This is a genomic window from Onishia taeanensis, from assembly GCF_013349955.1.
Taxonomy (GTDB): Bacteria; Pseudomonadota; Gammaproteobacteria; order Pseudomonadales; family Halomonadaceae; genus Onishia; species Onishia taeanensis_B.
Genome location: NZ_JABVXC010000018.1, coordinates 14,151 through 39,846 on the forward strand (window position 1 = coordinate 14,151; position 25,696 = coordinate 39,846).

23 protein-coding genes are annotated in these 25,696 nt (G+C 55.8%); 10 read left to right on the forward strand and 13 right to left on the reverse strand.

The window, feature by feature from the left end; translation table 11 throughout:
- Positions 1 to 295: 295 nt before the first annotated feature.
- Positions 296 to 2,029, forward strand: a complete 1,734-nt coding sequence (locus tag HUS66_RS16175) for an HD domain-containing phosphohydrolase (RefSeq protein ID WP_175072228.1) — start codon at positions 296 to 298, stop codon at positions 2,027 to 2,029.
- 445 nt (positions 2,030 to 2,474) lie between these two features.
- On the opposite strand, the gene HUS66_RS16180 is transcribed toward HUS66_RS16175, so the two are convergent.
- A complete protein-coding gene (locus HUS66_RS16180; protein WP_175072229.1) occupies positions 2,475 to 4,802 on the reverse strand; it encodes an EAL domain-containing protein in 2,328 nt (775 codons plus the stop codon).
- Positions 4,799 to 5,572, reverse strand: a complete 774-nt coding sequence (locus HUS66_RS16185) for an ATPase domain-containing protein (protein WP_175072230.1) — start codon at positions 5,570 to 5,572, stop codon at positions 4,799 to 4,801. Before HUS66_RS16185 ends, HUS66_RS16180 begins: the two co-directional genes overlap by 4 nt.
- Before the next feature lie 253 nt (positions 5,573 to 5,825).
- Between HUS66_RS16185 and HUS66_RS16190 the strand changes: the two genes are divergently transcribed.
- Positions 5,826 to 6,356, forward strand: coding sequence for a helix-turn-helix domain-containing protein (locus HUS66_RS16190; RefSeq protein ID WP_175072231.1), 531 nt, complete (start codon positions 5,826 to 5,828; stop codon positions 6,354 to 6,356).
- A 380-nt stretch (positions 6,357 to 6,736) separates the two neighbouring features.
- Here HUS66_RS16190 and HUS66_RS16195 read toward each other — a convergent pair whose 3' ends face one another.
- A complete protein-coding gene (locus HUS66_RS16195; RefSeq protein WP_175072232.1) occupies positions 6,737 to 7,768 on the reverse strand; it encodes a transporter substrate-binding domain-containing protein in 1,032 nt (343 codons plus the stop codon).
- A 755-nt stretch (positions 7,769 to 8,523) separates the two neighbouring features.
- Positions 8,524 to 9,081, reverse strand: coding sequence for a carboxymuconolactone decarboxylase family protein (locus tag HUS66_RS16200; RefSeq protein WP_175072233.1), 558 nt, complete (start codon positions 9,079 to 9,081; stop codon positions 8,524 to 8,526).
- A gap of 359 nt (positions 9,082 to 9,440) precedes the next feature.
- On the opposite strand from HUS66_RS16200, the gene HUS66_RS16205 reads away from it, so the two are divergent.
- Positions 9,441 to 9,743 (forward strand): EthD family reductase, encoded by a 303-nt coding sequence (locus HUS66_RS16205; RefSeq protein WP_175072234.1) that lies wholly within the window; start codon positions 9,441 to 9,443, stop codon positions 9,741 to 9,743.
- Here HUS66_RS16205 and HUS66_RS16210 read toward each other — a convergent pair.
- From HUS66_RS16210 to HUS66_RS16225, 4 genes are read right to left on the reverse strand one after another with little or no spacing between them, the layout of a single operon-like run.
- Entirely contained in the window at positions 9,733 to 10,644 is a 912-nt protein-coding gene (locus tag HUS66_RS16210) for an AraC family transcriptional regulator (RefSeq protein WP_217488145.1), read from the reverse strand. The two genes, HUS66_RS16205 and HUS66_RS16210, sit on opposite strands and share 11 nt — an antisense overlap.
- A complete protein-coding gene (locus HUS66_RS16215; RefSeq protein WP_175072236.1) occupies positions 10,631 to 10,858 on the reverse strand; it encodes a zf-HC2 domain-containing protein in 228 nt (75 codons plus the stop codon). Before HUS66_RS16215 ends, HUS66_RS16210 begins: the two co-directional genes overlap by 14 nt.
- Positions 10,855 to 11,571, reverse strand: coding sequence for a sigma-70 family RNA polymerase sigma factor (locus HUS66_RS16220; protein ID WP_340162770.1), 717 nt, complete (start codon positions 11,569 to 11,571; stop codon positions 10,855 to 10,857). The genes HUS66_RS16215 and HUS66_RS16220 overlap by 4 nt, the downstream gene beginning before the upstream one ends.
- 43 nt (positions 11,572 to 11,614) lie before the next feature.
- A complete protein-coding gene (locus tag HUS66_RS16225; protein ID WP_175072237.1) occupies positions 11,615 to 12,388 on the reverse strand; it encodes a YiiX/YebB-like N1pC/P60 family cysteine hydrolase in 774 nt (257 codons plus the stop codon).
- A gap of 448 nt (positions 12,389 to 12,836) precedes the next feature.
- On the opposite strand from HUS66_RS16225, the gene HUS66_RS16230 reads away from it, so the two are divergent.
- The 5 genes from HUS66_RS16230 to HUS66_RS16250 all read left to right on the forward strand — a co-directional run bounded on the left by HUS66_RS16230 (position 12,837) and on the right by HUS66_RS16250 (position 16,966).
- Positions 12,837 to 15,173, forward strand: a complete 2,337-nt coding sequence (locus HUS66_RS16230) for an amylase (protein WP_175072238.1) — start codon at positions 12,837 to 12,839, stop codon at positions 15,171 to 15,173.
- A gap of 81 nt (positions 15,174 to 15,254) precedes the next feature.
- A complete protein-coding gene (locus tag HUS66_RS16235) occupies positions 15,255 to 15,683 on the forward strand; it encodes a DoxX family protein (RefSeq protein ID WP_175072239.1) in 429 nt (142 codons plus the stop codon).
- A 43-nt stretch (positions 15,684 to 15,726) separates the two neighbouring features.
- Positions 15,727 to 16,002 carry a hypothetical protein gene (locus HUS66_RS16240; RefSeq protein ID WP_175072240.1) on the forward strand — a complete coding sequence of 92 codons (276 nt, stop codon included), beginning with the start codon at positions 15,727 to 15,729 and terminating at the stop codon, positions 16,000 to 16,002.
- Between the two features lie 70 nt (positions 16,003 to 16,072).
- Positions 16,073 to 16,327, forward strand: a complete 255-nt coding sequence (locus HUS66_RS16245; protein WP_175072241.1) for a hypothetical protein — start codon at positions 16,073 to 16,075, stop codon at positions 16,325 to 16,327.
- 84 nt (positions 16,328 to 16,411) lie between these two features.
- Positions 16,412 to 16,966, forward strand: a complete 555-nt coding sequence (locus HUS66_RS16250; protein WP_175072242.1) for a DinB family protein — start codon at positions 16,412 to 16,414, stop codon at positions 16,964 to 16,966.
- 301 nt (positions 16,967 to 17,267) lie between these two features.
- Here HUS66_RS16250 and HUS66_RS16255 read toward each other — a convergent pair whose 3' ends face one another.
- Together HUS66_RS16255 and HUS66_RS16260 are read right to left on the reverse strand one after the other, a co-directional pair.
- Complete coding sequence (locus HUS66_RS16255) at positions 17,268 to 18,473, reverse strand: GGDEF domain-containing protein (protein ID WP_175072243.1); 1,206 nt, start codon at positions 18,471 to 18,473, stop codon at positions 17,268 to 17,270.
- A gap of 300 nt (positions 18,474 to 18,773) precedes the next feature.
- Positions 18,774 to 19,694, reverse strand: a complete 921-nt coding sequence (locus HUS66_RS16260; protein ID WP_175072244.1) for a LysR substrate-binding domain-containing protein — start codon at positions 19,692 to 19,694, stop codon at positions 18,774 to 18,776.
- A 125-nt stretch (positions 19,695 to 19,819) separates the two neighbouring features.
- Between HUS66_RS16260 and HUS66_RS16265 the strand changes: the two genes are divergently transcribed.
- Positions 19,820 to 21,076, forward strand: a complete 1,257-nt coding sequence (locus HUS66_RS16265) for a M24 family metallopeptidase (RefSeq protein ID WP_175072245.1) — start codon at positions 19,820 to 19,822, stop codon at positions 21,074 to 21,076.
- Positions 21,077 to 21,197: 121 nt separating this feature from the next.
- Here HUS66_RS16265 and HUS66_RS17990 read toward each other — a convergent pair whose 3' ends face one another.
- Positions 21,198 to 21,380 (reverse strand): HigA family addiction module antitoxin, encoded by a 183-nt coding sequence (locus tag HUS66_RS17990; protein ID WP_175072246.1) that lies wholly within the window; start codon positions 21,378 to 21,380, stop codon positions 21,198 to 21,200.
- Positions 21,381 to 21,395: 15 nt separating this feature from the next.
- Positions 21,396 to 22,598: a chromate efflux transporter gene (gene chrA, locus HUS66_RS16275; RefSeq protein ID WP_175072247.1), complete on the reverse strand. Its 1,203-nt coding sequence runs from the start codon at positions 22,596 to 22,598 to the stop codon at positions 21,396 to 21,398.
- Between the two features lie 496 nt (positions 22,599 to 23,094).
- On the opposite strand from chrA, the gene HUS66_RS16280 reads away from it, so the two are divergent.
- Complete coding sequence (locus tag HUS66_RS16280) at positions 23,095 to 23,910, forward strand: sterol desaturase family protein (RefSeq protein WP_175072256.1); 816 nt, start codon at positions 23,095 to 23,097, stop codon at positions 23,908 to 23,910.
- Positions 23,911 to 24,288: 378 nt separating this feature from the next.
- Here HUS66_RS16280 and HUS66_RS16285 read toward each other — a convergent pair whose 3' ends face one another.
- Positions 24,289 to 25,569 (reverse strand): sugar transferase, encoded by a 1,281-nt coding sequence (locus tag HUS66_RS16285; protein ID WP_175072248.1) that lies wholly within the window; start codon positions 25,567 to 25,569, stop codon positions 24,289 to 24,291.
- Positions 25,570 to 25,696: the final 127 nt, after the last annotated feature.

A 25,696-nucleotide genomic window follows, 5' to 3' on the forward strand; every position in this document is an offset into this window, starting at 1 on the left:
AACGCTAGACACGATCGCCCACTGGATAAGTGAAGAGCCACATGCGGCCAAGGGGGAATATCGGCATCAGGCTCATGGATAGATACTTTGCAAGATAATCACTCTGGATATCCCGTCTGCCAAGGGCCAGAAACCAACATAGTTCTTATTATTCTCAGACCACCGCATGGCGAGCATTTTTCGCAAAGACTGATTGTTCTGCCCGACAAAGCAGGTATCATCCAGTGGTATAAGCAATCGTAGTATTTCCTTGATATACAAATAAAAAATATTGTCAAATGCACAGGTATAGATTATGGCCGCTTCCAGTCTGACCGTGAATCCACCCGCGAACGTGATTCGCTCACTTCTCCAGCACAGCCATGAATTATCGGTCTATGCCCACGACATGGCCTATCCACTGAAAGCGGAAGTCACCGAGCTGGATCTGGACACGGGGCGGCTGGTGTTAGAAGTGGAATATACCGGTTCGGATATCGAAGCATATTTGGCTCGCGGCGGACTGAGCTTCGACCTGGAAACTCTGAAAAGCTCCCAGGCCGTCGGCCGCGAGACTTACAGCCTCAGCAACATCACTGCCAAGTCTCTCAAGACTGACAGCACACAGTACCGCCTTGAATGCCAGCTACCCGAATCGATATTCGTGAAGGAAAACCGAGGATCGGTGCGAATTCCCTTCATTCTTGGTATGCATGCCCGCGTCAACCTCGAAGTATACCTCCATGAGCTCAATGTGCCGGGGCAACTGCGCAACCTCTCGCTGGGAGGCTGCATGATCGACATTGATCTAGCTGACAGCATTACGATCGACACGGATCAAGCAATCCCTGGGGTAACGCTAGAGTTCCCCAACGGGGATAGTTTCTTCGCCGAAGGTAATATTCGTCATATCCGCCCCTTCGGCAAGCATGGCTATGCGGTCGTTGGCCTCCAGTTCATCGACATGTCGGCATCGCAGACAGAGTCACTATTGCGATACGTCAATGAATCGGAGCGAGAAGCCGCTTACCGCACCGGCACCAACGCCAAGCTGACCCAACACTCGCCCCTGTTCATTCCCGGGGCCAAGGAGAAGAAGATTCTGCAACGAGAAGCAACGGAACGTGACAGGATCTCCCGACAGTCACCAATGGAGCGCGGTGTCATGGAGGTGGCCCATCAGCTTCAGGTGGGGCTAATGTACATGAAGACTCGCCACTCGTTTCCTCATCAGATGTTCTACGATTGCGTGGACACGCTGCGCTACCTGGTTGAGCAGGACCGCAAGACCTTCCTGTATGCCCTGGCATTTCTTCGCGACGAACCGGACTGGGTTAGACATGCCGTCCAAGTGGCGGGACAACTAGCCGACCTCACGCTGACGCGTGATCCACATGACCCCCAGATACGTGAAGCCGTGCTGGGTGCCTTGCTTCATACAATGGGCAAGCCATTGCTGATCAGTGCTCAGTTGCCATCCCTAAAAATGAACATGAACCCGACACAGAAGACGATCCTCAAAGGCCACGTGAAGGCGCTGCTCGATAAACTTCATGAACTTGAGTGGGTGCCCAGCCCTATCTGCCGCGAGGTCATCGAACAGGCCAACGAGCGCCTTGACGGCTCCGGATACCCGGCGGGCAAACGCGGCGAAGAACTTTCAGAACTGATTCGGCTGGTCACGGTAATCAAGGCGGTCAACAAGTTGATGCATGCGCGTAACGGCCTACCACCCCGCTCCCCCCTTGACGCGTATCGGCAAATCCATGATGCGGACACCGCCTATGACAAAACGGTGCTGGTGGAATACATCCAAGTGTATGGCCTCTACCCGATTGGTAGCCTTGCGAAATTCTCGGGCGGCTTCCTTGCTTGGATCATGGATACCGATGGTAAGGGTACTCCAAACCAGGTACACGTCGTCAAAAACCTTAGATTCCCAGACACCAACATGGACAGCGTCATCACCCAAAATGACTTCTCACAGATCGGCAAGCTCGAAGGAATAGCCAATCCCGCAGACTACGGAATAAAGGCCGCGAAGGCATAGACAGAAACGAAGACATAGACAGAAACGTAGGCATAGATAAAAACATGGCTACGGTCTCACTGCGCGATTCAGGAGTTACTTCATATTTTATCGCCCCCAGAACAGGCGATACTGTCGAGATGTCTTGGTTTGTCAAGCCCACGACCCCTTGCATGCCTAGCCAGTCAAGCTATTGCTCTACCTTGCCAACGAGGCAGTTGCTGCAATTAAGGAATGGCAGGCAAAACACCCTGAGTTCTTGACCAGGCGAGCTGGGCACGATACTGAGTCACTTCCTGCATGGTGTCTCGGGGCTATGTTGTAGGGCTGTGTTTTAGGGCTGTGTTTTAGGGCTATGTTTTGGGCCTATGTTTTAGGCCTAATTCCTGGTTATATGTCTTGGGTATATATTTATATATATTCTGGATGAAGAGAGAAAGGATATAGATCAGTAATCATACAAATATTATAAGGTGAACGCTTCACCCTTGGACAACGGCCTTGCTTGGCCATTAGCCAATTGCTCGAACTCATGTGCCGGAATGGGCTTACTGAACCAGAAGCCCTGCCCCCACGCTTTTCCCGTTGACATCTCGATCAGCAGCTGACGCTGTTGTGACGTTTCAATACCCTCGGCAATCGTGTAGAGACCAAGACTGCTCGCCATCTGGTATATGATGGCCACCAAAGCCTCCCCCTTGTTGTTTGGCTGATCTAGTTCATTAACGAAACTGCGATCGATTTTAAGGGTCTGGAGAGATAAATGCTGTAACCGGCTCAATGAAGAATAGCCCGTGCCAAAGTCGTCGATGGCCAGTTGAAACCCTTGATCATGCAGCGCCCGCAGCAAGGCTTCGATTTCTGTCGGATCTTCCATCAGCGCATTCTCCGTGACCTCCAAATGCATCCACGAAGGGTCAACGTGCGGGGTAACCAGAGCAGAAAAGTGCTCAACATCGCTATTCGGATAAAGCTGGTTGATGCTGAGATTGACGGCCATTTCCAGCTCTAGTCCTTGATCATGCCAGGCTTTGAGTTGGCGAGCGGCCGTTTCCAACACCCAATCTCCGAGCGGTTTGATCAATCCCAGCTCTTCCACCAGAGGCATGAACGCACCTGGTGCCAAGACCTCACCATCACTCTGCGGCCAGCGAATCAGCGCTTCGGCAGCGACAATTCGGCAGGAAGCGAGCTCAAAGATAGGCTGATAATAGAGTTCGAATTGCTGCTCTTCTAGCGCCCGGCGCAGCCTGGTTTCCATCGAAAAACGCTGCTGGCAACTGTCTGCGATGTCCTTGGAAAATAATTGACTTTGTCCACCTCCCCTGCGTTTCGCTTCATACATTGCCTTGTCAGCGTTCTCAATCAGGATGGTGGCATCGCGACCATGTTCAGGCACTAGGCTGATACCCACGCTGGCCTTCAGATGGTGTGTATAGCCACCCACCATCAACGGCTCACTGACGTGGGCGATAATTCGATCGGCGAGATGATGGGCTATATCGACAATTGTGGCAGGTTCGCGAGCGGTACCATCACGGGCACCGGCATTTACCACGACGAGGAATTCATCTCCCCCCTGGCGGATCACAAGATCTGAGTCACGAACCGACGCCTGCAAGCGCTGGCCAAGTTGGCACAAAACCTCGTCGCCGACCTCGTGACCCAAGGCATCGTTGATCCGCTTGAATCCATCCAAATCGATGAACAAAATGGCGCAGTCATTTTCCTGTGTATCATGCGCCGATACGATGTCATCCAAATAATGAATCAGATGCCTGCGGTTGGGCAGACCGGTTAGCGCATCAGTATACGCCAGGTAATGAATTTCAGCGGCCTGCTGCTCGCGCTCGCTGTGTGTGCGCAAAGAATTCAGTCCAAACACGAGGTTCGCGGCGAGTCGTTCCAGCAACTGGCATTCATTGTGGTCGAAATGGTCGGCTCGATTGGAATAGATAGTCAGGCAGCCCGCAGGGCCTGACTCGAACTTCAGTGGTAACATGATGGCCGCGGCCAGCTGGTGCTTAATTGCTCGGTCACTAAGGAGACAACGAGGCGAGGTGTCAGCAATGTCGTTGACAATGTGTGCGGTGTTGGTGCGAATGCACTGCGATATCATGTCAAAACACGGTGATTCCTGATCAAGGTTTTGTTTCAAGTCAGCGACGAACTCCTGGGCCGGCCCAGCCCAAGCACGGATGTCGAATACCGAATCGCTACCTTCAGCCAAAAAACCAATCCACGCCAGGTTATACCCATCCTCATCAACGACGGTTTCGCATAGTGCCTTGATGAGTTCACTCTCGGAATCCGACCGTACGACTATGCTGTCACAGGCACTCAACGTCCGCAGAGCACTAACCACACCGACTAATTGCCGCCTGGCGTCATCCTGCTCCCTAGCCAAGGTACGCAGACGCAGCATGTTGTTGATTCTGGCTTGCAACTCCGCCTGGCTGGTAGGAATGCGCAAAATATCATCAACGCTCCTGCCCAACTCGGCGGTAAGTTGAGGGTGCGGGCTTCCCCGGCTCTCTGCTACCAGCAATACCGGCAATACCATGGGGCGAGCACGGCGCCTCAACTCACGAATCAAATCATAATGACGACGCAAAGAGGCCACATCGACCATTACCAGGTCAACCTCCTGAGCGGGGTGCTCATGCCCCTCAAGGAACTCATGATGCAGGCAGAATGATTGCCCGAGCAGTCGCTCTAGTAACTTTCCATTGGATGGGTTGGCCAGCTCTACAGCGATACGCGGGAACTCGGCATGGTGGCTGGCGGGCGTCATCGTGCGCCCCCCCAGGTGTTATTGGTCACTTCCGGAGTACCACCCAGAATGCCCCGCAAGCCACTAAATGGCTGGCCAACTTTTAACCCCGCAGAGGTGATTTCGAATTCTCGCAATGTTCTCTCGAATCCCCCGGCGCGCTTCTTCAATACACCGATCGACTTGCGCAATTCGCTATCCAGCTCAATGTAACGAAGCATAATGATATTGTCGGCCAGATAGCTAAGCCCATATTCTGTTACACGAGCCTGCTGACCAGTAATCACAAAAACCTCATTGATCAGAAGCACCGTGACAATCATGTTAACCAAGTAACGGCACAGCGCATGGATACGTTGCGCCAGATCATCCCCCTTTAACGACTGCTGGTAACCCGACAAGCTATCGATCATCACCATGGTCGTACCGCGCTCTTCCACTTCAATGCGCGCCCGAGCCGCAAATTCATCGGGGTTATAGTGCAAAGGTTCGACTGTCTCAAAATTCAGGTTGCCAGCGGCGATCATTTCCTCCACAGGCAGACCCACTTGCCGGCAGCGGGCCAAAAAGGTGGATCGACCTTCATCGAAGGAGTCGATTACCGAGCGCTCGTGGCGCCTGGCAGCCTCACTCATCAACTGGGCTCCGAGCGTGGTTTTGCCCGAGCCAGGACCACCTCGAACCAGGTAGGTACTCCGAGGGACCAGCCCTCCCTGGAGAATGTCATCGAAGCCTGGGACGCCAGTGCGTATTCGCCCATCAGTTAAGGGATCTCTCACGGTAAAAGTCACTCTGATTGTTACTTTCAACTTTCACGGCATAAGGCAAGCCTTTCTGATACAGGTCTACCGCTCGGCTATGTAAATTTCATGGTACAATGCATACTTTTAACCAGCATGCAAACTATAGAGTCACTACAAACTATCTCTAAAGTGATAAATTAACACTCAGGAGCCATGCCTTCAACACTTCAATGTCATCTCATAACCAAAATATCCTTCATTAGAAGGGCCTTAACAGGGCATTCACGCAGAACGCTTCCATATGAAAACAGACGATAGTGAAAAATCGACGCTCAAGAGCTCGCACTCAGGCATAATACTAGAACTTCAGAGAGGGTTCTCTCAGCGCCTCAAGCAGGCGATTGGCAACCGCTCCATACATTCAGTGGCAAAATCCTGTGGAATGAGCGACAGTCTGATCAGAAAATATCTATCTGGATCGCTCCCAGGTCTCGACAAGGCGCTGATTCTAGCCAAAGAGACGGGCGTCAGCCTGGAGTGGCTGGCCACTGGCCAAGCACCGCCTGAACACCAACCAGAGAGCGCCCCTATCAAGGGTCTTTTGGATGTAGAGCGAATGGAAGAAGTGATTGCCAAGACCCGGAGGAATTTTCTGGATCGAGGAATTCGTTTAGCACCAGAGGAGGAAGCCAAAATCATACGGCTGATTTACGAGCTAAACTCCGAAACCACTGAAAGTGCTGAAGGCGTGCAGCTCGGCAGTAAAGATCACAATGCCATGGATATCTCTATATCTTCATTAGATGGCGCTGAACCTGACATAGCTGATTGAAGGTAAGGGGTCCTCTGATAGAGCCCTCTACCCACGATTACTATGTCGGCAGAAAAGCTAGTCGAATTTGACATATGCCAGCGTTGCAAAGTCGCTAAAAGGAAAACTAAAATTCGCCAAACAATATTATATAGCACTCCTCAAGCATCGCCATGTAACTTACTAACTTCTTTACTGACGCTTCCGCACACTTTCACCACATCAAAAAATGAAACAAAACTTTCATTTTCCAGGGCATAATAGCTTCTTTACGACAATCATGTCCTTTTACATTTTACCCAGTCTTCTTCAATCAGACATTACTTCCGCAGGGGACAGCCGGATGCTCACTGCGGGGCAAGACCAAGCGGCCTATGGCCGTAATCATAGGCCGCCGTCAGTCACAGGTGATTTGCAGCGACTTCCCTGAACTGCCCGCTTTCCTGAATGGATTTTAGCCCTTTGTCAATCCGACGCAAAATGATGCGAGTTTGCGGATTGGTGCGCATCCCAACTGCGTGAAGAGTCTGAATCGTGGACAGGTCGATCACCTCGGTAGTCCGCTCTTCCATTCCCAGGCTCTGGATGATGCGATCAGAAGTATCACTGTTGACTGAGACAAGATCGACCTCCCTTGCGGCCAGCATCTCGAAGCAGTCCTCCGGCGTAGCGGGCTTGACTCGTGTTATCGTCGGCTCTACCAAACCGGCCGCCTCAAGATCATGTGTGAAATACCCGGCTGGCCGGCACAACGTCATGCCGCGGGCGTCCTCGGCAGAGCTTATATTCTCGACCTCTCCCGCTCGCCCATAGAAAGTCACTACGATTTCGTGCAAGGGACGCGACCACAGTAGGTTGTCGCAACGCCAAACAGAAGCGTCACCCAAGCTGGCGGTGTTGTTGCAATCCGGCTTGAACCAGGGATAGGCAATGTCATAATCACTCTCTTCCAATAGCGGTGACAGATGCACAGACCAATCCCCGATGGCTCTGATCAGATAATTAGCAGGCTGCCCCCCAAACTGCATCGCGCGGTGAATGAGTTCAGTACTGAAGCCGCCCTCGGGAAGGTCTTGTCCCACGTATGGTGCATAGTCCTTTCCTGTCAGGATCTTGATATTCTGCGAATTCGCATCCCGAATTTCGGGAAGACGGCCGGAGGAAGTATGTTCGCCGGCATTAAGGCAGGGAATAAAGAGATCGGCACCAATGGGAACCACATTCGGACTGGTCAGGACCCCTGGATTGACGTCAAACAGACTCTGATACGCTCTTGGATTATCGTATGCACGTTTAGCTATTTCGGAGAGAGAGTCTCCACGCTCCGTCGTATATGTCGAGTTACACGAAATATCCTGCGCCTGAGTTGATGTCGATACCGATAGAAGTGCCGCCAGAAGCGCGACCCCCGCATATTTTATCTTAAAATTCATTTCAATCTCCCTTTCTTATTAGCCTCATTGAGCCAGCCTCCACCAAGGAGACTGCTTAAGGGTCAATTGCTCGTCGACAAAACCATCACTTACAGCATAATAAAACAGCCAACCTCACATAGAAGTTCAGCGATCGAGTAATCGCATGAACTTTTTTTACACCATCATATGACTACCCGGCGCCAGCTTTAAGATATAAAGAACCTCCACAAAACCAGGTTAAATATCGCCACTATCAACCATCGCCAACCGACTAATGTCAGCAGCACTACATTTGGATTCGCTTTCACAATAGTCAACTTATCTTCGGCGTGCGTAATCAACCAGGAAAAAATAGTCATCATGGTTGAAAATGTCAGAACTTATGTATGAGGCGCTTGATCAACTATCTCAGCCGATGGTTGCAAGGACGTAGATACCGGCTCCCAAGTGACTGGCGACACATTTAGCCAGCACTCAGCTCATTTAGCCTGCCTCTACTGGTCGGGCGCATGGTGCACACAGGGGTTAGGCCCCGACCCATGACGCTGTCTCAGCGTCGCCGTCATTGTCACGAAAAAGGCGATACACCGATACCGGTATATCGCCTACCTTTTTACGCAATGGTTCTTACCCGAATTCAGGCCAGGCAACGGCTCTTGAACATCCGTTAAGCCTCGGGTTTAACTATCTCAACACCTACCTCAACACCTACCTCAACACCTACCTCAACACCTACCTCAACACCTACCTCAACACCTACCTCAATACCTATCTCAAGCACGTGGATCCTGCCACTCGAGTGACTTGAGTTCGTCGTTGAGAGGGGTGCCGGCGATATGATTGGTGAAGTTGGAAAGCGTCTTGAGGCTGACGGCAATCACCAGCTCGAGCAATTGCTGCTTTTCGAACCCGGCATCCAGAAACGCCCGCATCTCGACCTCCTCGGCCCAGCCCCTGGCCTCGACGAGATGCTTAGCGAAGCGGGCCACGGCGTTGAGCTTGGGGTCATCGGGATTTCGCAGCTCGCGCAGCTTCGCAATGTCGCCTTCCGGCACCTTGGCTGCCTGGGCCCCACCGGTATGGGCCGCCACGCAGAAACTGCAGCCGTTGACGGAACTGATGGCGAGTAGCGCGACCTGCTGCTGAGCAGGTGTCAGGCTGGTTCGTGAATAAATACCATCCAGCGTCTGATATGCCTCAAGGAGCGCCGGCGCTTCGGCCATCTTGGCGAACAAGTTAGGCAAAAAGCCCATCTGTTTTTGTGTACTTTCTAAGCGTTCCTTGGCTTCCTGGGGAGCGCTTTCGACCGTATGCAGTGCGAAGTCTGCCATGTAACTATCCTCTCGATGACGTATGTCATCCTCAAGAATAGCCCTCATTGAGCAGAAAGAATGCTACCTCACGTCTCTCTTTCATGTCGCAGCGTACATTATCAACCTGGGATCGTAGCCTCCTTTTGCTGTGCATGCTGGACACATCAATGTTCGATGCTCTGGTAGAGCGACATGTATCGTGCGGGCCGGCCAACCCGGTAGCGGATCTTGCCGCCTCAGCGCGGCTCCTTGCGTCGCGCATCTTCGTGCTCAGCCGCCACTGCGCCATGAGCGGGATGACTATGTAAGCTTTAGAGGCGCCATACGACTGAACTAGCGTAGACTCTCAGCTCACGACTATATCTCTGGAAACGACAATGATCGATGTCATGGTAGCTTACCCAAACCAGAAGGACCTCACCTTCGATGACAACTATTACGTGGAAAGTCATATTCCCCTAGTAGAGGCACAACTAGGACGACATGGCCTGCGTTACGCGAGAATTCATCGCGGTGCCGATGCCTCATCGCCCTATTACCTCATCGCACACTTAGGATTCGATTCATCGCAAGCCTTTGAGGCGGCGTTTGATGCGGTTGGCCAGAAGCTCATGGACGATGTTCCCCACTTCACCAACACAGAACCGGTGTTGCAGGTCAGCGAAGTGATCACTCTGTAGAGCGAACCTTGAGCCGCGATGGCGACACCCCTCTGATCCGTTTGTAGGCTTTGCGAAAAGTCGACTCCGAGCGATAACCGCTGGCTAGCATGGCACCTACGATGCTCTCGCCATTGGCGAGGGCCTGGTCCGCCAACATCATGCGTAGCCACCCGTGATAACGCGCCACAGTCACCCCCACGACGCGATGGAAGCGTTCGCTGAAGCTCGAGCGGGACAGTCCAACGGCACGGGCCAGCTCGTGCAGCGTCCAGTCTCGCCGAGGGTTTTCATGCAACAACGCGAGTGCGCGGCTAACCGGAGTATCCAGAAACGACATCAGGTGTCGATAGTCAAGCAGCCGCGTCTCAAGGCAATGCCGAAGCATAAAGATCAACAGAGCATTGGCCAAAGAAGTCGTTACTGGCCTGTGCCCAGGCGCATCTTCAGCGGGCAGTTCCTTTGCGAAAGCCTCTATCGTCTGCTGAAACGCCTCTCCTCGCGCTGGCCGAGAAATGCGCACGATACGCGGCAAGGCACCGAACCAAGCAGGGGGAATATCATGCACGAAGCGAAAGTGGCCACAGATCAACCCCACGCCGGGCTGCGGGCTGTCAAGCGGCACCACCTGCGGCCGCGTATCGGTTGAAGCCCCCTCTGGCGTTAGTTGGTGTGGCGCATCACCGGGGAAAAATGCCAGGTCACCGGCCTGTAAATGTTCCACGCCACCATCATGCCAGGTAAGACGACACTGCCCTTCAGTCACCAGGTGAAAACTCGGTGCGATGGCATGTTCATGAGACAACAACCAGTCGCCGCATTGCTTGGCAACATGATAAAAATCGCTTCCCATGAAGATGGGTTTCAAAAGAGAGGTCAGAGGGTCCTGGCCAATGCCTTTATGCGCATCATGGCGTGTCATCAGTACCATCGTCCGTATCCGAAGACGGTATCGTGGCCTGACTCTCCAATGCACGGCCCGCCTCGTGCATTAGCTGAAACTGCTTATTGCATTGCTTGCAGGCCCCACACATGGCCAAGTGAAACTTCAGTGTCATTTTTTCCTGAATACCCAACGGCGAATCCAGACGTTTCGACATGAGACGCGTGGCCTCCCGGCACATCACCATTTTCATGAGTCTGCCTCCGCCAACCAGCCCTTTTCCAGACACGCCCGCAACAGTAAACGACCGCGATGCAGAATGACCCAACAGTTGTTTTCTTTTATGCCGGCTTCCTCGCAAATCTGTCGCGTTGAGAGCCCCATGAGCTCCCGCATAGTAAAGATTCGAGCAATGTTATCAGGCAGCGCGATCATGCAGCTATCGAACACCTGCCAAAAACGCTCACTGGTAAGGGTGTCTTCAGGATCTCCCCAGGACCTGGGTCGCGCTATGTTCTGCCACCGTCCTGTTGCCTGAAACTGACGCTCCACGGCCGCCTCGACGCCATCATCATCCCATGGTTGCCACTTGCCGCGACGCTTCTGGGCTCGCAACGCATCGAGAATCTTATTTTTCAAGATTCCAAATACCCATGTCTCATAACCGGACCTGCCAGCGAAGTCTGCATTCTTCTCAAAGGCGGTGATCAGGGCCTCCTGTACGACATCATCTGCCTCGGAGGCATCGCGCAATTGCAAGCGTGCAAAGGCAAGTAACCTGGGTCTTATCGCCTCGAGTCGGCGCTGCCGCTCGCCGGGCGAGTCCAGATCCCTTGCTGAGTCGAGGCTTTCTACCATGGTATTTTTCCCCAATCGATGACAAGCGATCAGCATGGCAACAAAACGCCTCGTTCTCCACTCGATAAGGCCAGCATTCATGTCGAATCGTCCAGCATCGGTAAACACTCAGGCAGCTCTGTCGTCAACGTCGGTCAATCGCTACCGGCCACTAGCTACCGACCATTCCGGCCGAATGCCATGACAGTGTGCGATAGTCAAAGCCATTAGACATATTGGGTTTGATGACGGCAAAGTAAGGAGACACGTCGAAATCTCGCGGCACAAACAAGCTGTGGTGACGAATGTGCCACTGCTCGCGTACGCAGTCGACACAATCCCTAGGCCCGTATGGCAAGACTTCAATCAACGGCAGAATCGGAAAGCGCACGGATTGGAAAGCTTCAGCGATCAGCGACGAACAAATGGCGCGAGTAGGATCACCGCTGCCAAGCGCCAGCATGCGTCTGCGCCATGCTGACGGTACCGGCGGGGTGGGCAGCAGGTAGCGAGCGAGGTCAAAAACATTCTTGAGATCATAGCGATTGCCGATCCGTGCACACACATGCGCTATTACTCGTGCGGCATCTTCTTCGGTTAGGCCTATGGGCCGGCATAATCGCAAATGTAAGCCAGCAAAGCTCTCGAGACCCACGACGTGAACGCCACTTTCGACATCTGCTTCGACTAAAGCGGGTTGATCAGAGCTCCCGTCCTCCAGTTCCAGGCGACCGATATATATAGCGGCATGAGACCAGGTCGATTGGGTCAGATACTTGATTGCCGTACTGATACGACGATTGCCGTCCACTAGTATGATGTCGGCCGGCTTGAGCAGCTCACCCAAGGCCGCGATATTAGCCGGTGGCTGAGAATAAGGCGAATGTACAGGCTGGTTGAGATAAGCCGCCAACAAGCGCCCAGTTCCATTCAGCAGGCTGTCCATTGTTTAACTCCCGATATGCGGCGTGGCCTACCAAGCACCCACCAGCCCCAAGGTAGTCAAAGCCGACGCTTTGTTTATGCCTCTCAGCGCCCTTATTCGTGAAGCGAAACTTCACCTGTCAATTCATTTGCCTTGCCACTGACTTGGGCTTTCTACCAATCTTGGCCTTTATACCAGCCTGGCCTTTACACCAACCCTTACACCAACCCTGGCCTTGTCTGAACACCAGTCGCCAATTGTCAGGTAAAGCCGAAACGGCATCGCGCAGAAGACTGGTAAACGTTTGGTCGTGGCGTGGCGAAATTCCTTACCGGGTCTGCCGGCACTCACCCAGCCAGTCATCTCCGCCCACCAGCTCCCATGCCACCGCCCCTGGCAGGAATTCTGTAAGGATACTGCCCCATTCCCGACTCAAGGGATATCACAACATCAGTACGGGGATAGGGACATGACCAACCCATCGTCTCGAGCGCGTCGCTACTGGCTAGGAGGCAAACGCGCCGACGAGCAGGACCGTTTCTTCCGCGAGGCACTCGAAGCGCGCGGCTGGCAATTGGGCAATGCCGAAGACTGGCAGGCGGGCTGGTTCACCGGCACCCCCGAGCTGGCGCAATTTCGCAAGCTGACGCCGAAGCATAAGCTCAACCATCTTCCTGGCAACAATGCGCTGACGCTCAAGAACCGACTGCATCAATCGCTGGCGACGCTACGCGAGCGGATGAGCGAGCGCTTCGGCGCGCATTCACCTCAGGTCGCACGGCTCGACTTCTTCCCGCGTTCCTATGTCATGCCCGATGATTACCATGCCTTGCAGGAGGCCGCTCTGGCCGCTCCGGCACAGCGCTGGATCCTCAAGCCTTCCAATGCCTCCAAGGGCAAGGGCATCCGCCTGCTCGACGATGCCGCCGACGCGCCCCGGCAGGCCAACTGGCTGGTCCAGGAGTATCTCGGCGACCCGCACACTATCCGCGGCCACAAATACGTCCTGCGTCTTTACGTGCTGCTGGCATCGCTCGATCCCCTGCGCCTCTACGTGTACCGACAGGGCTTCGCCAAGCTGGCGTCAGCCCCCTACGATCACGGCGATACCGGCAACCTCTACAGCCATCTCACCAACCCCGACATCAACGCCCACAATACCGATGCCGAGGTGCCCGTCGAGTTCATCGACTTGGAGCGCTACCGAGCGTGGCTTCGCGAACAAGGGCATGATGACGACGCCTTGTTCGAACGCCTCCACGACCAGTTGACCCTCACCGTCATTGCCGCCATGGACAGTTTTCGCCAGCGCTGTGGTGAGGACAATATCGATAGTCGCGGCGGCTACGAATTGCTGGGTATCGATTGCCTGGTCGATGCCGACCTCAAGCCCTGGATACTCGAATGCAACCTGAGTCCCTCGCTGGGCGTTTGCGCCGGCCCCGACAGCGGCGGACCGCTGGAGGAAACCATCAAGCGGCGCCTGGTCGAGGACATGGTCGAACTGGTGGATATCGACGCTCAGGAGACACCGGCCAACGACGACTCCCCCCAGACCTTGCGCGACGATGCCCAACGCGAACTGTCACGCGCCGGGGATTTTCTGCGTCTTTACCCAAGCGCGACGCCCGCTGACTACCTGGCGTTCTTTACCCTGCCCAGCCGCCAGGATTGGCGCCTAGCCGACACACTGGGTGCACACATCCCGGCCGGTCCCCAACTGCAACGCGGCAATGTCAGCGAGTTGATCGATAACGACTGCCTGGCTCTCTATGACACGCAGCGCGGAAGCTTGCTCTCGCTCAACGACAGCGCCGCGCTTATCTGGCTGCTGGCAAGCGAGGGCGAACCCCCAAATACCATCGCCGATCATTTGTATCAGGCCAGCCAGGTCGGCCACACTCCGCCCGATCGCGATGCTCTGGAGCGCCACGTCTGGCAATGCCTGGAGGCTTGGTGCCGCCAGGGGCTTTTGCAACAACTAGCGACCCACCCGGACGCAGGCACATCGTCCACAGTCGCGACGCACGTGAAGACGGCGCCCGCGAAGACGACCACCCTGGTACCGACCTACCTTGCCATCGCGGGGTGCCATTGGGACTTGCGCAGCGATAGTCAGGCAGCACGAGAGCGACTGGCGGGGGCGCTCACACCGGTGGAATCCGCCCAGGGCGACCCGTTGCCACGACTCGAGCTGATCCAGGAGCCCAGTGGCTACGCCATCATGATCGGCACAGAGCGGGTAGCCTCTCATCTCGGCCTCGCCGAGCTCGGCCCCCGCTTGATCGACGAGCTCGGTCGACGCGCGCTCGCCGAAGGTCAGATGATGATCGACGCCGCGCTGCTGATTCACCCCGAAACGCCCGATGCGGCTGTTCTCGTGGCCATGGCCGATGACGACTGGCAACCACTACGCATACTAACGGAGGCGCTCGGCTATCGCCTGATGCGTGGCCTGGCCTGGTGCCGTCAGGCAGGCGACCGGGGGCGTGTGCTGGCACTTCCCTTGGCCGCCCCCGGAGGACGACTCATCGCTCCCTCGCCCAGCCCATCGACCGAGCTGCACATCGTCGGGGCAGCGCTATGCAATGACGACGCGCCCGAGCCGACCCCGCTGACACTGCTCGCAACGCTGCTACCGGCATCTCGGTATGCCGACAAGCGCCCCCCGGACGGGCAGGACGCCAGCGCCTTGCTCGACTGGCTCGCGGCGCTGCCGAGGTTCTCGTTGCCCAGCGATGCGCCAGAACTGGCGAAAGAACGCCTGAAAGACGCCACACCGCATGCCCTAGCGACCGGATCATGAAACCCACGCCGGCGCTCCGCACCCGGCGCTACCTCATCGTTACTTGTTCGTCACCTCATGGCCTCCCAGGAGCACCAACACATGATGACTTCAGCACTGAAAGCCTCCGCCTCTCTCCCCCGCGCCTCATGGGCGCATTGGCTGCTGCGTGCGGCCATGGCAGGCGTCTTCCTGTACACCGGCGTCGACAAGTTCGCGGGCGCCGGCATCGAGGGCTTTGCCCAAATCATGGCGCTGCCCTGGATCATCGCCCTGGCCGTCGCCCTGGGCGAGATTTCCACCGGTGCGCTGATTCTGCTCGGCGGGCTGATCGCCGGGCCCGTGGGCGATGCCATCACCCGGGTCGGCGCCCTGTTTGCAGTGCCGATTCTGCTGGGCGCGATTTTCATGGAGCACTGGGGCCAGTGGCACTTCATGGCCACCGCCAGCCACCCGCTAGGCGGCATGATGTTTCAGGTCACGCTGGTATTGATTGCCTTGTATCTAATGGCCAAGGGCAATCAAAGCTGAACCGATCATCACCATCCTGGCGAGTCACAACGGAGCATACCTCATGACCCAGCACTCACGTCGCACCCTGCTCGATACCCTGTCACGCGGTATCGCCTATAGCGTCCCGGCACTCGCCGTATTGGTCGGCGGATCAGCCATGCATGCGATCTATTCTGACCTGGCCACTCCCGCGGGCTACTACATGTTCGCCTCGGCCGAGGCCAGTCCCGAGGCGGAAGCCGGTCCCGAAGCGGAGGCCAGCCCTGAGGCCGAGGCCGAAGCCGAAGCCGAAGCCGAAGCCGAAGCCGAAGCCGAAGCGAGTCCCGAGGCCGGTTGACGTTGCGTCAAGGCCTCTTTGACGGCGGTATCTCGTACCGCCAATCACTGCAGTAAAAAGGAGTGCAATCATGACATCACATGAAAGCAAGCGTCAGTGCCTGATGCAGCGCCTGAGCCGGCAGGTGCTCTATACGACACCCATGTTGCTTCTACTGACCGGCCCGTTCGCCGCCCAGGCAATGGCGGATAACATGAACGATACAGCGGGTTACACCACACCGTCCCAGAACGCAGCTTTGTTATTGGCGAGTGCCGAGGGCGAGGCAGAAGGTGAAGGCGAAGGCGAAGGTGAAGGCGAAGGCGAGGCAGAAGCCAAAGGCTAAGCTAGCCACCTGATATCATCCACCGCAGGGCGCGAGCCCACCCGCGACCTCGCGCCCTGACTTGCCCCAACGGGAGTATCCGTGATGCCTAACCCTGCGCTGAATGCCTTGCTGGAAGAGACCATCGATACCTTGCAACAGCTGGAGACGTTCGTAAGCACGCTGCCAGCCGGATGCTATAACGCCCCGCATGGCGCCGATGCCCGGCATTCTATCGGCAAGCACATCCGACATATCCTCGATCACTATGAGGCACTATTGGCTGCGCGACTCGACACGATGGCCGTTGCCATCGATTACGAGCATCGCCGGCGCGACCCTGATCTCGAGCGACACCCAGAAGTCGCGCTCGAGCATCTCCATCACCTGCGTGAGCGCCTGACTCGACTCGAGCAGCACGACACGGCCGCCTATCGCCAGCATCTGACGTACCGGGCCGGCGACCACACACTGTCCTTGAGCACTAGCCTCGAGCGAGAACTGGCTTTTTTGACCAGTCACGCCATTCATCACATGGCGATCATCGCCTTACTCGCCGACACACAAGGTATCGAGGTTAGCGAAACCTTTGGCGTACACCCTTCGACACAGCGCCATTGGCAAGACAACCGCCCAGTAAAGCATGAGGTGCCTTCATGAGACCCCCGTTCCCCATGTCCCTTTGCCTTGCGCTCACGATTTGTGGAAGAAGCTCTCGGCACAGGCATTGCCGTGTAGCAGTTGACTCTGACACTCATACTGCTCTTGAAATCATGCCGGGTCAGCATCGACGGGTACAGGGTCGAACAGTACTGACTGTCGCGAACCGAGCCCCCTTACAGCACCAAGTCTTTCATGTTAGATCGATCACAGTGTGAGTCAGGTCAATCCTGGAGGCTCTTCGACACGTTAAGTGGAATTGGCCTAATCAATCACACATGACACGACAGTTAGTGCCCATTTAGCGCTCTTCGATCCCCTCACAGCATACAACCACACGGTTCCTTCCTTCATTCTTGCCCACGTACAGCACCTTGTCCGCTCGCTTGATCAGGGGCTCCAACTCGGTCTCTTCGGCATGCGCCTCGGCGATACCAATCGTGACGCTTAGATTCAGATCGCACATTTCATCCCTCAACATCAGCTCGGCCACTTTCTTTCGCAAACGCTCCGCCACGATTCGGGCGTCGTCGAGCCTGGTATTCGGCAGGGCCACAATGAACTCCTCGCCACCGAAGCGACCGACCACATCCTGCGGCCGTACTGACTGTTGGCAGACCCTCGCGATCTCGCTCAGAGCCCAATCCCCGTGACTATGCCCCCAGGTATCGTTGATGGCCTTGAAATGATCGACGTCGAGCATGAACAGACTGAACGGCGCCCCCTCGACTCGCGAGCGCTGTAGCAGTTCATGAGCCCATTTCATGAAGTGGCCCCGATTGTTCAGGCCAGTCAACGCATCTCGTTCGGCAAGCCCGCGCAACTGCGCTTCAAGCATTTTTCGATGGGCCACTTCCTTGAGCAGCTGGCGATTGCGATGACGCTCTTCGTGAATTAGCCCAAACTGTATGCGCTGCAGTGACTCTATCCGCAGCAAGGCAAAGAACCCCACAATATTGGTCATGATCAGCAACAGCGCCATACGCAGCGCCACCACTGGAGAAATCTCCGCCGTCACAATCGCGGCAGTCAGAAAACCAATGCTCAAATAGAGACTGGCGACTGTCACGACCGTCAGCAAATTGGGAATCAAAAGGTAGAACGCCATGATAGCCACTACCACCGCCACGACCTGAGTGGAGAGGGTCTCGGGTCGCAGCGGAACGATCAGAATAATTCCCGTCGAAAGCACCCAGAGCGGCAACGCATGTAACCAGACTTTACTGGCATAGCTGCCCCAGCGTCCGATGGCGAAAGCCAGAACCAGGCACGAGCTGACCACCACGGCGCGCAGGGTAACCAGCAAATCAAACTCTCTGGTCGGCCCAAGGTAATAGTAGTCAGAGATAGCGAACATGCTGAAGATGGCGGCAACCAGAACCAGTGCCAGACGAGATTCAAGGCGCACCCTGGGCGTAATCGCCCTGCGATACAGGCATTCCCTGCCATGTTCACAAAACTGCCCGGTTCTCCAATGCACCTGGCTTGGCTTTTTTATTTTCGGCAAAAGTCAACCTTCCCTGTAATCAACGGCGACCTTTCTTAGCGTCGTTTTGTCATGATCCACTATAAACCAGACAAGAGCTACGTTGATGCTCAGCCAGACTAATAGAACACGGCAGTAACAACGACCATCGCTCGCCACTGTGCATCGCTAATCCCGGATGATCAAACCGCCTATAGTAGTGATTCTCTGCTAGCCGCCAGAGAGCTTCTTCAGCCATTCATTCGGGAGCAAGTTCATGGACAAGGAGGTACTGATCGCCGCTCGCGAATTCCTTCGCCTCGGTCTGGATGATCTCAGTCATCATTTACCGCCACCCACCCGGCCTAGCAACCAATCAGCAAGCAGCTTGGCTTCGAAGCTAGCATCGCTTGCCTGCCGTAACGCCAGCCAATAGTGCCGCCCTGTCACCACACTGTCCTGACCTATCCGCTCTAATGAGCCGGCAGAAAGTTTCTCGTCGATCTGGTATGCCGTGCCTAGGGCAATGCCGTGACCTTGCTCGGCAGCGTCAATCAGCATCGAGTAACTGTTAAAGACACCTTCAGGTACCAGCTCCCCTACCGAGAGCCCCAAGCGTTCTAACCATTGCCTCCAGTTCACCCAGTTGGGCTCGATACGCTCGAAATCGAGCAGCTTGTGCATCAGCAAGGCCTCCGGTGTCTCCAAGGTGCGGCCATGCCGATCCAGGTAGTTCGGTGAAGCAACCGGAAACAGGCACTCCTCGAAAAGCGGCTGGAGATGCCATCCCGGCTGGGGTGGGCTGTCATAGAGCAAAGCAATGTCGATGTTATCTATAAGCAGATCCTGGCTATGGTCGCTAGTCACCATGCGCAGGTAGAAGGCTTCATCGTGATAGTGCCGACGGAAGGCATTGATAGCAGGGCTCAACCACAGATGCGACATGGCGGTATTGGCAGAGATGCTGACACCAACTGGTCCGGTCATGGAGGACGCCGACTGGACCGCATCGACTAGATAGCTCAATGTCGAATCAACCCGTTGCTGAAGAGCTGCTCCCTGGCGAGTCAGTTCGACGCCACGGCCTGCCCGCCGAAACAACGCCGTCCCTAAATAGTCCTCCAGTGCGCGCACCTGTTGGCTTACTGCCGCCTGGGACACATGCAGTTCGCGGGCGGCCCGCGAGAAATTCTGCTCTCTGGCAGCGGCTTCGAAAACCATCAAGGAATGCAGCGGCGGCAGCTGATGCCGAAAGCTTTTCATAATACCAACTTATGATTTTCTATAACAATTCCCGCTATACACATAGTAAATCGACACTCTTATGATGAAACGACTTAACAAGCCAAAACTCAGCTTATCAATTAACTTCCAGGAGCACGATCACGATGGCCGTCCTCGACTGGCACGCGGCGCGTACCGACCTGCAGTCCCTCGACCTTACCGGCGGGGGTAAAGATAGTGATGGTATCGACCTAGTGGCCGTCCGGCGCTACCGCCTGGCCCGGGTACGCGAGCAGATGCGGCACCTGGACATCAGTGCCTTGATCCTCTCCGATCCGGTTAATATCCGCTACGCTACCGGGGCGCGCAATATGCAGGTCTTCTCGGCGCGCAACGCCCCCGCGCGCTACTGCCTAATCACTGAGCACCGTGTCATCCTCTTCGAGTTCGCCGGTTGCCTGCATTTGGCCGATGGCCTGGAAACTATCGATGAAGTCCGTCCCGGCTTCACCGCGAGCTTTGTCGCGGCTGGCCCCGATATCGCGGCCCGTGAGCGTGAATGGGCCAGTCAGATGCAGGCATTGGTCATCGAGCAGGCGGGACCGAGAGCAAGGGTCGGAATGGAGCGCATGAACGCGGGTACGGCCATTGCCATGGCTGAGCTAGGAATGACCATCGTTGACGCCCAGCAACCCGTCGAACTGGCTCGCTGCATCAAGTCACCCGAGGAAGTGAAGTGCGCCGTCGCCTCGCTTCGAGCAACAGAAGATGGCGTGGCCAAGCTGCGCGAGGCCATCCGCCCAGGCATCACAGAAAACGCTTTGTGGGCGGTATTACACCAGGCCATAATCGAACGAGGCGGTGATTATTGCGAGACCCGGCTACTCAACTCAGGACAACGTACCAACCCCTGGTTCCAGGAAAGCGGCAACAAACCCTTGGCCGCCAACGAACTGGTCGCGCTGGATACTGACGTAATCGGTTGCCATGGCTACTTCTCAGACTTCTCGCGCACCTTCCACGTTGGTCCCGATCACCCCAGTGCCGCCCAGCGGGAGCTGTACCGTTTGGCTCATGAGCAGCTACATCACAACATGGCCATCATCAAGCCGGGCATGAGCTTTCGTGACTACGCTGAGCGCGCTTGGGACATTCCATCGCGCTTCCATGCCAACCGCTACTATCTCTCTGCTCATGGGGTCGGCATGAGTGGCGAATACCCTTACCTCTACCACATCGCCGATTTCCCGGATGCGGGCTACGACGGCGTGATCCTGCCCGGCATGACACTCTGCGTGGAAAGCTACCTTGGCGCCGAGGGCGGCAGCGAGGGTGTGAAGCTTGAAGAGCAATTGCTAGTGACCGAGACAGGTACTCGGCTGCTCTCACGCTTCCCCTTCGAAGAATCGCTGCTGGCCTGATCAACAGCTTTTCACCCAATCATTGGAGGGTCTATGACAACGACGACATTCATGGCGCAACGCCTCACGGCTGGCGGCACAGCGGGCAACGCTGGATGAGATCAGGAGTAGTAAGCCATGTCTACCCCCACCGTGGCGATGAGCGGTATGCGTCCTGAGTCGCCTCCCAAATATCCACCTTTTGTTGAAGGCCCAGCCAGAACTGCACAGTATTGCCAAACACACGAGAGAGCATCAGCGCAGTATCGGCTGTCACTGCTCTCTTATGGCAAGCGAGCGTTCCGGAACAGTGCCTGCTGGGCATGGAGAGCAATGCCAGCTAGAGGGTAATGAGTACGCCGCCACTGGCAAGGATTCCTACCACCACCCAAGCGGGCAGTTTCCAGACACTAAGCAGGAGAAAGCCGGTCAACGCCAGGGCGAACTCTCGAGGGCCAAGAACGGCGCTGGTCCAGACCGGCTGATAGAGAGCGGCGCCGAGAATGCCCACGACGGCCGCATTGGCACCGCGCATGAGTGCCTGCACGCTGTTCCAGCGGCGGAATCGGTTCCAGTGCGGCAGCACCGCTACCAGCAGCAACATTCCGGGTAGGAAAATCATCAACAACGCCAGGGCGGCACCGAAAAAGCTGCCGCCTGACGGCGGCATCACCGCGCCCAAATAAGAAGCAAAGGTGAACAGCGGGCCCGGCACTGCCTGAGCGGCACCATAGCCTGTCAAGAACTCATCCGCAGTCACCCAGCCGGACTGCACCACCTCGGCTTCCAGTAACGGCAGTACGACGTGCCCACCCCCGAAGACCAGGGCACCGGTGCGATAGAAGGCGTCCATGAGCGCCAGGGTTGTGGAGGGGATGGCCCAAGCCAGCAGCGGCAGGCCCACCAGCAGAACAGCGAAAGCCAGCCCCGCTAGGTGGCCAGCACGTGTCGAGACAGGCCACGACAGGTCGTCGTGAACCTCAGCCTCGGCATGGGGCCGGCACAGCGCCATCCCCGCCAGAGCGCCGATCACGATAGCGGCTATCTGGCCCAGTGACCCGCTGACCAGCACCACAGTGAACACTGCAAGCAGAGCGATGCCAGCGCGGCGCCTGTCAGGGCATAGATTGCGCGCCATCCCCCAAACGGCGTGGGCAACGATGGCCACCGCTGTCACCTTGAGGCCATGAATGATGCCCTGACTAACGGGTCCGTCGAGGATGGCTGCACTGATGCCGAACAGCACCAATACAATAGCTGAAGGCAGAGTGAAAGCCGTCCAGGCCGCCACTGCTCCCCAAGGGCCGGCACGCATCAGCCCCAAGGCGAAGCCCACTTGGCTGCTGGCCGGTCCCGGCAGGAACTGGCACAACGCGACGACGTCAGCATAGGCCTGTTCGGACAGCCAACGCCGCCGCGCCACGAATTCAGTACGAAAGTAGCCAAGGTGGGCGATGGGACCACCGAAGGCGGTCAAGCCCAGCACCAGAAAGGCACTGAAAACTTCTCTAACATATCCAACAGAGCGGGGAGTATCGCTCATCGCTCAGGTTCCTTGTCATTTTTGCTTGGATTCAGTAGCACAATTCTCTTCCTTCACGACTTCATCGGTAAGGGCCAGCAGCTTCCGCTTGGGCACAGCCAACCTTCCCGACCAAGATCAGTTGGACGGCATAGCCTGAGGTGGGTGATTTGCTGGCACTGTTCCCGCGCACCGAGTCGCATGCAGCATTGAGCAGTGGGGCTCAGGTTCAGTCGATAGCCGTGGGAATGGTCAGCACCAGGCTAGTATTATCAACACCAGTATCGCCACTTCATGTTACACCTGTGTTGATAGGCTTCGACTTCGTCACTGGTCGAGTAGTACGTTTTTTACTGACCCGGTTTTACTGACCCTGTTTTACTGACTCTCCTCGGCTATCGCGCCCGACGCCTCGAGGAAGGTTATCCAAAGGCTATTTGAACACTAGCCAAAGACTATCAGAGTGGAAAACGGCGGGATTACCCGTCGCCTTACAGGGGGCATCACCTTGACCGAGATGCTCCTGCGCCATGAACCGCTGATCAGAGCGGGTGCCTTCGCCTGCATGCTGTTGACAGTGGCTCTATGGGAGGTCATTGCCACACGACGTCCCCAGCGCATTCATCGCCGCCTCCGCTGGCCAAGCAACCTGGCCATTGTGGCTCTCGGTACCTTGGTGGTGCGTCTGGTTTTCCCGCTCGCCGCCGTGGGGGCCGCCCTGCTGGCCACCGAACGGGGCTGGGGCCTCTTCAATCTGGTGTCGGTCCCAATATGGCTGACCGTGATCGTCTGCGTGATCATGTTGGACGTAGCTATCTACTTCCAGCACCGCCTCTTCCATGCCGTTCCTTGGCTGTGGCGGTTGCATCGAATGCATCATGCGGACCTGGAGTTCGATGTCACCACGGGTCTGCGCTTCCACCCCCTTGAGATCCTGATCTCGATGGGCATCAAGCTTGCCGTGGTGACCCTGCTCGGCGCGCCGGCGCTGGCCGTACTGATCTTTGAGGTGTTGCTCAACGCCACCTCGATGTTCAACCACGGCAATATCCGCCTACCCACCAGAGTTGGCCATTGGCTACGCCTGGTCGTGGTGACACCCGACATGCACCGCGTCCACCACTCCATTGTTCGCCAGGAAACCGACAGCAACTTCAGCTTCAACCTGCCCTGGTGGGATCGACTGTTCGGCACTTACCGAGACCAGCCTGCGGCCGGCCATCTCGGCATGACAATCGGCATAAAGGCATTTAGATCAGCACATGACCTGCGACTGGACCGCATGTTGCTTCAGCCCCTTGTGAAAGAAAATGGGGCGAATGGCCGTGGCTGATTAGCCTCTGTTTGACAAGACGACACGCAAGGAGCGGTCAAGCAAGCAATGCATATCATTGTCCTGAAACTTGCTGGGCACTTTTTCGTAACGAGTGCGAACCTAGCGCAGCTCCTTGATTCAGCCAAAAAAACACTCAATTATATCAGCGACTTGTGACCTTCCCGCGGAAACCTTGAGTCTTTTTACAGCCTTCATCCCGATGATATTTATCACCCCCTTCAGGACCTTGATATATTGGAAAGTGAAAGTAGGTAAAACTACCACCTATTTGCAGATACCTTCCCATCAACAACTAAATTAAAAATAATTAAGATAAAAAAAAGGGGCAGCACAAAGCCACCCCTTCTTGAAACATCGAAAAGATAATTGACTTTACTATCTAGCACCATTACCGGTAAACACCGTCTTGACAGTCTTGAATAGCACCAACACATCAAGCCATAGCGAGAAGTGCTTGATATAGTAAAAGTCATATTGCAGCTTCGTTGTCATGCCATCGATCTCCGCCGCATAGCCCTGCTCGACCTGAGCCCAGCCGGAAATGCCCGGCCGGACGACATGGCGGTACCGGAAGAAAGGCACATCGCGCTCATACCACTCGGATAGCTGCATCGATTCTGGGCGAGGGCCAATAAAGCTCATCTCACCTTTCAACACATTGAACAACTGAGGGAGCTCATCAAGGCGGTACTTGCGGATCACCTTGCCAACCCGGGTGATGCGGGGGTCGTCATCACCATCGGTGAAGCCCTTGCCCTCTCGATCGATATACATGCTGCGAAACTTGTAGACCTTGAACGGAACACCGCGGTAACCCATGCGCTCCTGAAGAAACAGCGCGGGACCGGGACTATCTTTCCTTATCGCCAAGGCCGTAAGCAGCATGATGGGAGCAAGAACGGGTAGCAGCAGCAACGCCCCCAGCAAATCAGCACAACGCTTCAAGCCGGCGTACATGGCAGATGGCAGCAAAGAGCCAAATTCATTCTCCGAAAGATGGTCGACCCGGACACGACCGGTGATGGACTCCTGCATCTGGCGGACGTGATAAACCGGAATTCTGCACAGGGTGCATTGCGCTAGAAACTTCTCCCATTCGGCCCCCAGGTCCTCGCTTCTCAGATCCGCCACGACAGCATCATAGCGGGTGCCATCCGGTTCTGGAGTACATAGCTGGCGCAGCTCTATCCTCGCTGTGGGCTTCAATTGCAGGGCATTCCCTACAGGTACCACCGCGATTTTCATACGGCGGTAGCGCCTACCGATGAAGTAACCGGCAAAGAACCACAGCAGCGAAGCCAGATACCCCGTAAACAGTACTTGGCGTGTGTACTCTTCCCTGGTGAAGAAGAGGATGGCCACCACCACGAGAAAGGCCAAGCTGACAGTGGGCAAAATATAAGCGGCCACCTGCACGCCGGGAAAGCGGGCAAACCGCCGCAAGCACAGGGTAATAGCCACAAAGGCCAAGCCGAGCGCCACGATGGTGTTGAAGCGATAATCCGGCATGGTTTGCCAGAACCCCCAGCCCCAACGCTCTAGAGCAGGCAGCACAATCACCAGCGGTAGCCCGACCAATACCTGGAAAGGCAGGCCCAGCAGGAGTTGCTCATACCACCGGGAGTGGCGACGTTCGTATGGGTATGTCACATCCATGCCTTTATTGGTTCTCCGCATCTTATCGTACAGTACACTAGGACCACGCCCCTGACGCGCTCTGAAACCCATCCGAAAAATGGTATCTGCCGCATTCCGCTTCGTGTTAGCGCTTCAACTTAGCGCC